The organism is Brevundimonas sp. TWP3-1-2b1 (genome assembly GCF_049896165.1).
Taxonomy (GTDB): domain Bacteria; phylum Pseudomonadota; class Alphaproteobacteria; order Caulobacterales; family Caulobacteraceae; genus Brevundimonas; species Brevundimonas subvibrioides_B.
On record NZ_JAFCTT010000016.1, the window covers coordinates 1 to 11,979 of the forward strand.

The window sequence follows — 11,979 nt, forward strand, 5'->3', positions numbered from 1 at the left end:
AAAGGCGTCCGGCGTCTCGCGCGCCGCGAGCCGCGCGGCCTCGTAGGCGGCGGCGTCCATATGGGCGCGCTCGGCCCAGTCGGCAGGAACGGGATACAGGTCGGGGTCGGTCATGGGGGGGACCTTCAAGGCGCTAGAAGCCATATTTTGCAAACACCTGAAGGCGGGTCACATCACCCGACAGCCTCGATTCCAGCTCCCGCTCGCCCTGCATGAGCTCGGCGCCGAGATCCATGCCCGGGATGGGCGTCCAGATCAGGTTGGCCCGCATGCTCCGGGCCGACCTGTTGGCCGCGAGTCCGATGATCGACCGGTCATTGTCCACGGTCTGGGCTGACCAGGTCAGGTTCGAGCGCCACTGCGGCGACCAGATATGGCGATAGCTGGCGAAGCCGGCGACAAGGCGGATCGCCTGCAGGTTTCCGGACGCGTCGAGGACGGCGTCGTTGGCGAAGTTCAGGCCGACGTAGCGGCCGATGCCCTCGCCGCCGGACAGCATCAGACGAAGATCATCGGCGGCGCCGACCTTGATCCTGGCTGCGGCGGACAGGCCCCAGCCTGCGGTCGAGGAGTCGATCGCGCCGACGCCTGTCGTCTGATACCGCAGCTGGCGCACGAGGCCCGCGACCGAGGCCTCGCCCCATGGCCGGGAGACCGCATAGCGGGCGGTCAGGTCCGGCAGACTGTTGTCGTCGGCGACGATCCGGGTCGCGCCGAGATGGGGCGTGACGGTCGTTTCGGGATTCTCCAGCGCGATCGAGAACGGCCCGCGCGTGTAGCGGACCTGGACCTGACGGTTGAAGACGGTTCCCTCGGAGGCCCCGACATAGTCGGCCGTGTCGGGCAGGACGGCGAGGTTCTGGAAGTTCGTCCACTCCTGGCCGAACAGCCAGTTGTCGATGGTCACGAAGGCCCGACGCAGCGCCGGGGTAGAGGGGCTGGTTGTTCGCTGGTCGCCGGCTCCGGACAGGACCTGGAAGTCCATTTCGATCCGCGTGCCGACCTTGTGGCCGCTGATCATGCCGTCGGTCGTCAGCCAGAACCGGGTCTGACGCGCATTGAAGTCGGTCGCTGTACGCTCGTCCGCGCCACCGACGGGGATCGACCCCGGCAGGTAGAAGTCGCGCAACAGGTCGCCGTTCGCCGGGTCGCCGCCGCTGTACTGACTGGCCATGAAGTCGGCCTTCACATAGCCGCCGATTTTCAGGACGTTGTTGCCGATGCGGAAGCCGTCCGCCGGGGCGGCGACGGGCGGGGGCGCCTGCGGCTCGGCGGCGGCGGTCTGGTCGATGCGGATGATGTCCCGGGCCTGGGCCGTCTGCTGGACTTGCGACGCCTGGACCTCGCCTTTCAGCGCGTTCAGCTGGCCCTCCAGCAGGGCGATCCGGGCCTCCAGCGCGGCGGCGCCGTCCTGCGCCCGGACCGGACCGCCGATCAGGGCGAGCGTTGCGGCGCCGGCCATCAGGATGGGTCTGAGCATGGTTTCCTCCCGGGGTGCGTCTGATGCGCGCCTGTCGAGACCTTTCCGGAAGGAACCGCTTTGGAGCCATTAGCCATTGGTCTAGTTACGACCAAGGTCGGGGGGTGTCAGAGTGGCGCAGGGCACGCGCCGCCAGAGCCCGGCCCGGGAGCAGACCACATCATGGACCGCATCGTCATCGCCGACGACCATCCCCTGTTCCGGGCGGCCCTCGCGACGGCGCTGATGCGCGCGGCGCCCATGGCCGCGATCGAGGAAACGTCCAGCCTGACCGGCGCGCGCGCCGCCCTGTCGGCCGGCCCGGTCGATCTGCTGCTGCTGGACCTGAAGCTGTCGGACAGCGAGGGCTTCGCCGGCCTTGCCGGCATTCGCGCCGATTTTCCTGCGGCGCCCGTCGCGATCGTCTCCGCCAGCGACGACGACGGCACGGTTCGCCGGGCGCTGGCGTTCGGCGCGGCCGGGTTCATTCCCAAGTCGGCGACCCTTGCGAACATGGTCGAGGCGCTGGAGACCATTCTGGCCGGGGACGTCTGGGCGCCCGCCCTCACCGAAGTCGCGCCGGCCGAATCCATGGAGTCGCGGATCGCCAGCCTGACGCCGTCACAACTGAAGATCCTGATCGGCTTGCAACAGGGCCGATTGAACAAACAGATCGCCTTCGACCTGGGCGTCACCGAGGCGACGATCAAGGCGCACCTGACAGGCGTCTTCAAGAAGCTGGGCGTCCACAACCGAACCCAGGCCGTGATCGCCGCCCAGGCCCTGACCACCCAGGCCCTGTTCCCACAGGCCTGAGCCGGACGGGCCGCTCAGACCCCTCGCTTGCTGGACAGAAAAGCCTTCAGGATCGCCGGCTTGACGGGCTTGTACATCAAGACGGATCCGGCGGCCGCCGCGCGGGCGGGCAGGGTCGTGTCCGCGTCGGCGCTGATCAGGGCGAGGTGGCCCACGCCGCGCGACCTCAGCGTGTCGATGATGACCAGGCCATCCGGCCCCTCGCCCAGATGCAGGTCGACCAGTGCGGCGTCGAATGGGCCGTTCGCCGCGAGGGCCGAGGCGGCGTCCGAGGCCGTCACGACGGTCATGCCCCAGCGCGACAGCAGGGCCCTCAGGGCCTCGAGGATGGCGGGCTCGTTATCGACGCACAGAACCCGAAATCCCGACGGCAGGGGCCGGGGCGACGACGTCGCGGCTGTCGCGCCCGGCCGCGCCTCGGCGAGCGGCGCTGTGACCGAGAAGCAGGATCCCTTGCCCATGACCGATCGAAGCGTCAGCGGGTGGTCGAGGAGACGGGCGACCCGCCGCACGATCGCCAGGCCCAGGCCCACCCCGGGCTCGCCGCCGTCCTGGCCCGGCAGCCGGGTGAATTCGGTGAAGATCGTTTCCTGTTGATCCTCGGCGATGCCCCGGCCGGTGTCGAGAACCTCTACGCGCAGCGTCTCGCCCACCTTGCGCGCTCCGACGAGGATGCGGCCGGTGTCGGTGTAGCGGATGGCGTTCCCGACGAGGTTCTGAAGCAGGGAGCGCAGCAGGTCGGCGTCGGACAGCACCCATCGACGTGATGAGATGACGGTCAGTCGCAGCCCCTTCTGGACCGCCAGGGGCGTGAACTCGCGGCGGATATCGGAGAAAAGGGCTTCGACCGCCAAGGCCTCGACCGCCGGACGGACACCCCCCGCCTCGAGTTGCGAGAGGTTCAACAGGGCTTTCAGCAGGCCGTGGGCGGATTCGATCGAACGATCCGCGTTGTCCACCAGACGCCGGGTCTCGGGCTCCTGCGCGCCCTTGCCCTCCTTCAGCGCCGCGATGAACAGCCGGGCGGCGTGAAGCGGCTGCAGCAGGTCGTGACTGGCGGCGGCGAGGAAGCGGGTCTTGGAAGCCGTGGCGTCTTCAGCCGCCTGCTTCGCCTCGACCAGCCGTTCGGTCCGGTCCGCCACGCGGGCCTCAAGTTGCTCGTTGGCCTCCTCCAGCGCCAGGGCCGCGCGGCGCAGCTCAGTGATATCCGTGTAGCTGGTGACATAGCCGCCCCCCGACATCGGTGCGCCGGTCGATTTGAGGATGCGACCGGTCGGCTGGGCGCGCTCGTGGTCATGCGGCTCGCGGCGTCGCAGCGCCTCCAGCCGCCGCTCGATCCAGGCTTCCAGATCGGGTTGTTCGACCTCACCCCGCTCGGCATTCAGCCGATAGACCGCGGCCACCGGCTGGCCGACGTGGACGAAGCCCGACGGCAGACCGAACATCTCGATATAGCGGGCGTTCCAGGCGATGAGGCGCAGGTCCTCGTCGACCACGCTGACACCCTGGTCGATGTTGTCGAGTGTGGCCTGCAGCAGTTCCCGGTTGAACTGGACGGCCTGGGACGCCTCGTCGAGCATGCGCACCACGTCCTCCGGCGCCCGACCGCCGCCGGCGAGCGCCGCAGAGATGACCCGTCGGGCCGAGGAGGCTCCGACCGCGCCCGCCAGCATCCGCTCGGCCGCACGCGCCAGGCCCGCATCGGCCGGTCCGGCGTCCTTCAGGACGCGGCCGGTCTCTCGTCCGTAGGCAGCAAAGGCCCGCTCGGCCCCGGGATCGCCTACGAACCGGGCGACCAGCGTCTTCAGATCGCCCACCGAGGCGCCGGACGGGGCAGACGCCTGTTCCCGCCAGTCCGGACTCAGGCGATCGACGAAGGCGCGCGCCTGGATCCGATCGATCAGTCGTGGCTGGGCGGCCCGCGAGACCAGGACATAGACCAGGGCATTGAGGCCCAGGCTCACGAAGACGGCGGCGGGCAGGGCGTCATCCAGACCGAACGGCCGGATCGCGCCGGCGCCGAGGGTGGCGCCGATTTGCGGCAAGGCCAGCAGCAATAGCCAGATCGCCGTGCCGCAGATGATCCCTGCGATGGCCCCGCGTGCATGGCCGTCTCGCCACATCACCGCGCCGAACAGCGCGGGCGCCAGCTGGGCCAGGGCGGCGAACGACGTCAGGCCGATCGACGCCAGGCCGGACGAGCGATCGATGGCCTGGAAATAGAGCCAGGCCAGCAGAAGGATGGCGCAGATGACGATCCGACGAACCTGCAGGATGGTCTTGGCGACGTCCGAGGAATCCTCTCGCCGCCGCCACCGACCGCGGGCCAGCAACGGCAGGATCAGGTTGTTGGACGCCATGGCCGAAAGGGCGACGGTCTCCACGATCACCATGGCGGTGGCCGCCGAGAAACCACCGACGAAGACTATGGCGGTCAGCAGCGTGGCACCCTGTGAGAAGGGCAGGTCCAACACATACAGGTCGGGGTTGGCGATCTGCGTAAACACCCCGCCCGCCGCGAGCAGCGGCACGACGGCGAGGCTGGTGATCAGGAGATAGATCGGAAAGACCCAGCGCGCGCGGCGAATCTGGGCGGGCTGCGACTCCTCCACGAAGGCGACGTGGAACTGGCGCGGCAGGCAGAAGATGGCGAGCGTCGCCAGCAAGGTGATGGCGATGAAGCGCGCGTCGATCACGGGGGGAGCGGCGAGATCCTTCAGGGCGGCCGTCACCGCGTCGGGCGAAGGCGAGCCGAACAGGAGCAGGGCCGCGAAGATCGCGACGGCCACGAGCGCCGCGAGCTTGACGATCGACTCCAGGGCGATGGCCTGGATCAGGCCGCGATTGTGCTCGGTCAGGTCCGGGCGCCGCGCCCCGAACAGGATGGTGAACCCGGCCAGAATGCAGGCGATGACGCTGACCGTCAGCCGCTCGGACCCGGCGACGGGCGTGCCCGCGGTCACCAGTTGCCAGGCCATGGACAGTGATTTCAGCTGCAGCGCGATATAGGGCAGCGACCCCATGATCGCGACGCTGGCGACCAGGGCCCCGAGCGTCTGGCTCTTTCCATATCGGGCGGCGATGAAGTCGGCGATCGAGCCGATATTCTCGCGCCGGGCGGCGGCGGCGATTCGTTGCCAGATCGGGAACAGAACGACGATCCCGAGGGCCGGACCGATGTAGATCGGCAGGTACTCCCAGCCGTCGCGGGACGCTGTGCCGACCGCGCCGTAGTAGGTCCAGGAGGTGCAGTAGATCGCCAGCGACAGGGCATAGGCCCAGGGGCCCGGTCGACGGGCGGGCGCATGAGGTCCCGGCCGTTCCGTCCGCCAGGCGACGAAGAACAGCACCCCCATATAGGCGGCGACCATCGCCAGGATCAGCAGACTGAACATCAGGATCATCTAGAGGGGTTTGGGTCTGGCCCTGCAAGGCAAAGGGCGGGGGATCATTGCCGATCCACCCGCCCCTGCCGTTGCCGCCCTGCGTCGTGTCAGGCGTTCAGGTCGACGTCCTTGCCTTCCTTGACCAGCAGGAAGCCCAGCACCACCGTCGCCAGGGCGACGATGATCGGATACCAGAGGCCGTAGAAGATGTTGCCGGTCGCCGCGACCATGGCGAAGGCCGTCGTCGGCAGGAACCCGCCGAACCAGCCATTGCCGATGTGATAGGGCAGCGACATCGAGGTATAACGGATGTTGGTCGGGAACATCTCCACCAGCGCCGCCGCGATCGGCCCGTAGACCATCGTCACATAGAAGCCGAGGATGAACAGGATCAGCACCACCATCGGCTTGTTGACCTGATCGCTGTCGGCCTTGGCGGGGTAGCCTGCGGTGGCCAGCGCGCCGCCCAATCCGGTTTCCCAGGTCTTCTTCGCGGCCGTGAACTCGGCGGTGGGAAGCGCCTCGCCCCTGAAGCTGGGGTAGACCACGCTGTCGCCGATCCGGACCTCGGCGACGGCGCCCGCAGGCGCCGCCAGGTTCGTGTAGTTGACGCCGGCCTTGGCGATATAGGACTTGGCCAGGTCGCAGGACTGGTTGAACACCGTCTTGCCCACGGGATCGAACTGCACGTTACAGTCGGCCGGATCGGCATAGATGGTGACCGGCTGGGACGCCGTCGCATGGGCGAGGGCCGGATTGGCCGCGGTCGTCAGGGCCTGGAACAGCGGGAAATAGGTCAGGGCCGCCAGCAGGCACCCGGCCAGGATCACGGGCTTGCGTCCTACCTTGTCCGATAGCCAGCCCCAGAAAACGAAGAAGGGCGAGGCGGCGACCAGGGCGATGGCCAGCAGGATGTAGACGAGGGTGGAGTCGACCTTCATGACCCGTTCCAGGAAGAACAGGGCGTAGAACTGGCCCGTGTACCAGATCACCGCCTGCCCGGCCGTCAGACCGACCAGGGCGATCAGCACCAGCTTCAGATTCGGCCATTTCAGGAAGGAGTCCTTCAGCGGCGTCGACGAGCCCTTGCCCTCGGCCTTCATCTTCTGGAACGAGGGGCTCTCCGCCAGCTTCAGTCGGATCCACAGGGACACGCCCAGCAGCAGGATCGAGACCAGGAAGGGGATGCGCCAGCCCCAGTCAGCGAACGCTTCCTCGCCGACCGCCAGGCGGACGCCCAGGATCACCAGCAGGCTGAGAACCAGACCGGCGGTCGCCGTGATCTGGATGAAGGAGGTGAAGAAGCCCCGCTTGCCCTTGGGAGCGTGCTCGGCGACGTAGGTTGCGGCGCCGCCGTATTCGCCGCCCAGGGCCAGGCCCTGGATCAGGCGCATGGCGACCAGGATGATCGGCGCCGCGATACCGATGGCGGCATAGGACGGCAACAGACCAACCACGAAGGTCGACAGGCCCATCAGCAGCATGGTCACCAGGAAGGTGTTCTTGCGACCCCAAAGATCGCCCAGCCGTCCGAAGAAGACGGCTCCGAAGGGGCGCACCGCGAACCCGGCCGCGAAGGCCATCAGCGCGAAGATGTAGCCGGTGGTCTCGTTTACGCCCGAGAAGAACTGGGCCGTGATGATCGCGGCCAGCGAGCCGTACAGATAGAAGTCGTACCACTCGATCACGGTGCCGACGGACGAGGCGAGAATGACAAGGCGGGATCGCTTGTCGAGGGCTCGCTGGTCCATAGCGGGCGCACCCACGGCGCTGTCGGTCATAGAAATCCTCCCAAATCTCGCCGTTGATCGGCTGTTCTGTCGCCGCGCAGGCGGCGTCGATCTGGACCGTGACAGCGATCGACCGCTTCAGGCAGATCGACTTTCGTCGAACAGCCTGGGTGGTGGTGGCAGGCAGGGATGTCCGTCACCGATCTTCTCCGTCGTTCGCCCTGTCTGGTTTCCAGCAATGACCGCGTTGCGGACTCACCCATAAGGCGGCCGCGCCAGTGTCAGAAAGTCGATCCATCGACGTCTCGAATGCTGCCCGCAGGCTTGACGTGGATCAACGCGCGATCGTGCACGAAGCATACGGTGCGCCTGTCCTTTCGGTTGACGGGAGTTTGGCCCGGGCAAACCCGTCAGCCTTCTCTGAGCAGCATGCCTGTGAGAGCGGTGACGGTCATTCGCCGCCCGGGGCATCTCTGCGTGAACGGGACCTCGCCGACGTCAGGCTGACGTCAGACTTTGAGCCCAGCATGCGATCGAACGGAGAGTTTCATGACCAGTACGGCTCCACAGGCGATCAGAATCATCAAGACCTGGGACTGGGGCGTTCGCCTGTTTCACTGGCTCCTCGTGGCCGCCATCGCGGTCGCCTTCCTGTCTTCCGAGGAGGGCAGCGCGTTGTCGCCCTGGCACGTCCCTGCGGGTTGGGTGGCGGCGGTCCTGATCGCCTTCAGGCTGGTCTGGGGTTTCGTGGGCGGCGAACACGCCCGCTTCGCGAACCTGATCCGTCCGTCGCGGATGGCGGGCCATGTGAGGGGTCTGTTCGCGGGGCGGGTCCATGCCTCGCTGGGTCACAACCCGTTGGGCGGGATCGCCGTGCTGGTGCTTCTGGCCCTGGTCGCCGCGACAACCTTCACCGGGATCACGGGCGGAGAGGACGGGCATGAGGCCATCGCCTACATCCTTCTGGCGATGATCGCCCTGCACGTCGTCGCGGTCGTGGCCATGTCGTTCCTGACCCGGGACAATCTGATCGGCGCCATGATCACCGGCCGCAAGAAGACGACCCACTTCCCGAACGCCCAGGATGCCGCTCCGGCCGCGCGCTTAGCCGTACCCCTCGCCGTCCTCGTCGTGGCGGTGTCCGCCTATGCCGCGACCCGCATCGACCCGCAGGCCTTCACACCCGGCGCGCATGGCGAAGGCGGTGAGGGCGGCGAGGCCGGTGAAGCGGACGAAGACTGAACCGTTCTGGACCTTGCCAGGCTAGATGACGGTCCCGAACAGGTGGCCGATGCCTGCGGTCAGCCCCATGGCGAAAGCCCCCCAGAAGGTGACGCGCAATACGGCCTTGACGATGCCGGCCCCGCCGACCCTGGCTCCGATGCCGCCCAGCAGGGCCAGACCGACGAGGGCGGAGCCCGACACCAATGCGACGAGCAGCGATCCGGGCGCCACGACCACCACCGCCAGCGGCAGGATCGCCCCCACCGAGAAGGTCGCGGCTGACGTCAGGGCCGCCTGGATCGGGCGTGCGGCCGTATGCTCCGACATCCCCAGTTCGTCTCGCGCATGAGCGCCCAGCGCATCGTGGACCATGAGCTGGCGCGCGACCTCCAGCGAGACCTGCGCGTCGACGCCCCGGCTGCGATAGATGGCGGCCAGTTCGCGGGTTTCGGCCTCGGGATCGGCGTCCAGCTCGGCGCGCTCGCGGACCATGTCGGCCGCCTCGGTATCGGCTTGAGAACTGACCGAAACATACTCGCCCGCCGCCATCGACATGGCCCCGGCGACGAGTCCCGCGACGCCCGCGACGAGGATCCCTGTCTTGCTGGTCTGGGCGGCGGCAACGCCAACGATCAGACTGGCGGTCGACACCAGTCCATCATTGGCCCCCAGCACTGCGGCGCGCAGCCATCCGATCCTGGCGACCAGATGGCGTTCGGGATGGCGTTCAAGTCGGCTCATGTTTGATTTTCCTTGGCCGGAGCAAAGACGAGGATCAATTCGGACCGGTCCGGCCGGGTCTCTATCCGTCCACCATGCGCCGCCATAATCCGCGAGACGATGGCCAATCCCAGACCGGCCCCGCTTATGCTGGCGTGGTCTCCACGGCGATGCCGTTGGCTGAGGTCGGCGAGGCGTTCCGACGTCAGCCCGCCCCCGCCGTCGATCACCGAGAGCCTTGCGCCTGGCCCGGCCGCTACGATCACCGTGCTTCCGGGAGGCGTCACCCGAAGCCCGTTCTCGACGAGGTTACGAAGGGCGGCGGCAATGGCTTCGCGGCGGCCTTCGACAAGGACGCCACCATCAAGCTCCAGCGCCACCGACTTGTTTTCGGCGACGGCCAGGGGGGCATACTGCGAGACGATTTCCGTGGCGACTTCGGCCAGATCGACCGGGGTCGCAGTCACCGGCGCCGCCGCCTGCGCGTCCAGCTGCGCCAGCACCAGAAGCTGATCGACCAGCCGCGACATTGCCGCGACATCCCGTTTCAACCTCTGCCCTTCGGCCGACTCCAGCCGGTCCAGCTCCAGCGCGAGGACAGCCAGCGGCGTTCTCAGCTCATGGGCGACGTCGGCGGCAAAGGCTTCCTGGCGAGTCGCGGCTTCGTCCAGGCGAGCGAGCATCCCGTTGACGGCATCCGCGAAACCCGTCGCCTCGGCCGGAAAGTCATGCACATCGACCCGGAAGCCCTTGTCGGCGGCCTGGGCGGCCTCGATCCGTGCACCGGCAAGGCTCAGCGGTCGCAGGGATGAGCGGATGACCCACAGCGCGGCCAGGGTCATGGGCACGATCAGCACCAGCAAGGGCACCACGACATGGTCGGCGACCTCGTTCGCGATCCCCGCAAACTGGATCTCGTCTCGCCTCGCCCGGGACGACAGGCCGTATTCGACCCCGATGAACAGAAGCAGGATGAAGCCGCCGATGACGCTCATCAGGGCGAACCCGAGCATCAGTCGCTGGAAGATGGACGGCGTACGGGTCAAGCGACGGTGTCCCGCATCAGATAGCCCAGCCCACGGACGGTGTGCAGCATTCCTGTGCAGCCCGCATCGTCGAGCTTGCGGCGAAGTCTGGAGACCGCCACCTCGACGGCGTTGGGCGTGACCGGCTCGTTGAACGCATAGAGCGACTCTTCCAGCGATCCCCGGGTCACGACCGACCCCGCCCGGCGCATCAGCGCCTCCAGGAGATCGCCTTCACGGCGTGACAGTTCGATCGGCAGGTCGCGGTGCACGGCCTGGCGCGAGGCGACGTCGAACGCGAGAGGCCCGACCTGAAGCACGGGGGTCATCCGCTGACCCGGTCGCCGCAGGATCGCCCGGCACCGCGCCGACAGCTCCGAAGCCTCGAACGGCTTGACCAGATAGTCGTCTGCCCCGGCGTTCAGCCCCGTGACCCGATCGTCGAGCCCGCCTCGCGCGGTCAGCACCAGGATGGGCGTCAGGTCTGTCGCCCGCCTCAGCGTCCGCACCCAGTCGAGCCCGTCGCCATCCGGCAGGCCAAGATCCAGAAGGATCAGATCGTAGGTCGCGCTGGCGACGGCTTCCGCCGCGCCCTCGATATCCTGGCGCCAGTCGACGACGAAGCCGTCGTGGACGAGCCCTTCGCTGAGCAGCTCGCCCAGCCGGATCGTGTCTTCAACGAGGAGGAGACGCATGATCGACATCCGTACCGCTGGCGGCGCGTTTCCAGCCGGTCACCATCGACATGACCAGATTTTCGCGGTGACGCCAGCGTTCCACCAGCGCTGCGAGCACATGCAGGATCGCAAGGGCCATGATCGTGTTGGCGGCCGTCTCATGGGTCGCCTCGAGCCAGGGTGCGCCCCAGAAGGCGTTCAGACCCATCATCCAGCCGGTGACGCCGCAGAAGAGCGACAGCAGGATCAAGGCTGCCATCATCAGGCCGCCCGCGGGATTATGGCCGATGTAGCGGGGCTCCCGTCGCTGGATCATGGCCTTTAGATAGCCGACGAGGCGACGGGGGCCTGCGATGAAGTCCGAGAAACGGGCATGACGCGGGCCGACGAAGCCCCAGACCAGCCGGATCGAGATCAGCCGCGAGGCGATACGCTGCCGGGTCATCAAGTTCGGACCGTTGGTTGCGGCCAACCTCCGCCACCGTCCGGGCGGGATGCGGGAGAACGATCGCGCCGAGAACTCGCATCTCGTGATCCCACGACGAGAGCGAAAGCAGCAGAAGTTCGAATCCCAGGGCTCAGCCCAGCGTTTCCTCTCCAGCCACGGCCCGATCGAAAACACCTTCAATCTGCAACCCCCTCTGATCTCCCGCCTCGGGCTCCGCACGCTGCGGGGCCAGGCAAACGACGCCTGGGCGGCGGCGACCCGGGCTGCCTGAAGCGGGGAAGGGAGGGGCGTTTTCGGTTCGGCCGACCCAAGTTGTCAGGTCCCGATCGGCTGTCTTCCGACTCTCGGGCCGGTCATTTCGCAGCGCACAACAGTCGCAAGACATTGAGGAAACTTGAGAAAAGTCTGCTGACGCAAGTTAAGCGAAGCGACCCCGTTCAATGACTTGCAATTATGGATTTATTGCCGGACTGTTGTCGTCGTGAAGCTGGGCA

General features: G+C 67.5%; 9 protein-coding genes. 2 read left to right on the forward strand and 7 right to left on the reverse strand.

All coding sequences use genetic code 11. From position 1 onward, the window contains the following. Nucleotides 1-133: 133 nt before the first annotated feature. A complete protein-coding gene (locus tag ACP7AB_RS14145; RefSeq protein ID WP_425992462.1) occupies nucleotides 134-1,480 on the reverse strand; it encodes a DcaP family trimeric outer membrane transporter in 1,347 nt (448 codons plus the stop codon). 162 nt (nucleotides 1,481-1,642) lie between these two features. Between ACP7AB_RS14145 and ACP7AB_RS14150 the strand changes: the two genes are divergently transcribed. Continuing rightward, nucleotides 1,643-2,275, forward strand: coding sequence for a response regulator transcription factor (locus tag ACP7AB_RS14150; protein WP_425992463.1), 633 nt, complete (start codon nucleotides 1,643-1,645; stop codon nucleotides 2,273-2,275). A gap of 14 nt (nucleotides 2,276-2,289) precedes the next feature. On the opposite strand, the gene ACP7AB_RS14155 is transcribed toward ACP7AB_RS14150, so the two are convergent. Beyond that, nucleotides 2,290-5,670 carry a hybrid sensor histidine kinase/response regulator gene (locus tag ACP7AB_RS14155; RefSeq protein WP_425992465.1) on the reverse strand — a complete coding sequence of 1,127 codons (3,381 nt, stop codon included), beginning with the start codon at nucleotides 5,668-5,670 and terminating at the stop codon, nucleotides 2,290-2,292. Between the two features lie 98 nt (nucleotides 5,671-5,768). Then, nucleotides 5,769-7,442: an MFS transporter gene (locus ACP7AB_RS14160; protein WP_425992467.1), complete on the reverse strand. Its 1,674-nt coding sequence runs from the start codon at nucleotides 7,440-7,442 to the stop codon at nucleotides 5,769-5,771. A gap of 498 nt (nucleotides 7,443-7,940) precedes the next feature. Here ACP7AB_RS14160 and ACP7AB_RS14165 point away from each other — a divergent pair, with 498 nt between their 5' ends. Next, nucleotides 7,941-8,633 carry a cytochrome b/b6 domain-containing protein gene (locus tag ACP7AB_RS14165; RefSeq protein WP_425992469.1) on the forward strand — a complete coding sequence of 231 codons (693 nt, stop codon included), beginning with the start codon at nucleotides 7,941-7,943 and terminating at the stop codon, nucleotides 8,631-8,633. A 21-nt stretch (nucleotides 8,634-8,654) separates the two neighbouring features. On the opposite strand, the gene ACP7AB_RS14170 is transcribed toward ACP7AB_RS14165, so the two are convergent. From ACP7AB_RS14170 to ACP7AB_RS14185, 4 genes are read right to left on the reverse strand one after another with little or no spacing between them, the layout of a single operon-like run. Beyond that, entirely contained in the window at nucleotides 8,655-9,356 is a 702-nt protein-coding gene (locus ACP7AB_RS14170; protein WP_425992471.1) for a VIT1/CCC1 transporter family protein, read from the reverse strand. Continuing rightward, the gene (locus ACP7AB_RS14175) at nucleotides 9,353-10,381 is read right to left on the reverse strand and encodes a sensor histidine kinase (RefSeq protein ID WP_425992473.1); all 1,029 of its coding nucleotides are present in this window, start codon (nucleotides 10,379-10,381) and stop codon (nucleotides 9,353-9,355) included. Before ACP7AB_RS14175 ends, ACP7AB_RS14170 begins: the two co-directional genes overlap by 4 nt. Next, the gene (locus tag ACP7AB_RS14180) at nucleotides 10,378-11,055 is read right to left on the reverse strand and encodes a response regulator transcription factor (RefSeq protein WP_425992474.1); all 678 of its coding nucleotides are present in this window, start codon (nucleotides 11,053-11,055) and stop codon (nucleotides 10,378-10,380) included. The genes ACP7AB_RS14175 and ACP7AB_RS14180 overlap by 4 nt, the downstream gene beginning before the upstream one ends. After that, a complete protein-coding gene (locus ACP7AB_RS14185; protein WP_425992476.1) occupies nucleotides 11,036-11,482 on the reverse strand; it encodes a cytochrome b/b6 domain-containing protein in 447 nt (148 codons plus the stop codon). Before ACP7AB_RS14185 ends, ACP7AB_RS14180 begins: the two co-directional genes overlap by 20 nt. Nucleotides 11,483-11,979 lie beyond the last annotated feature (497 nt).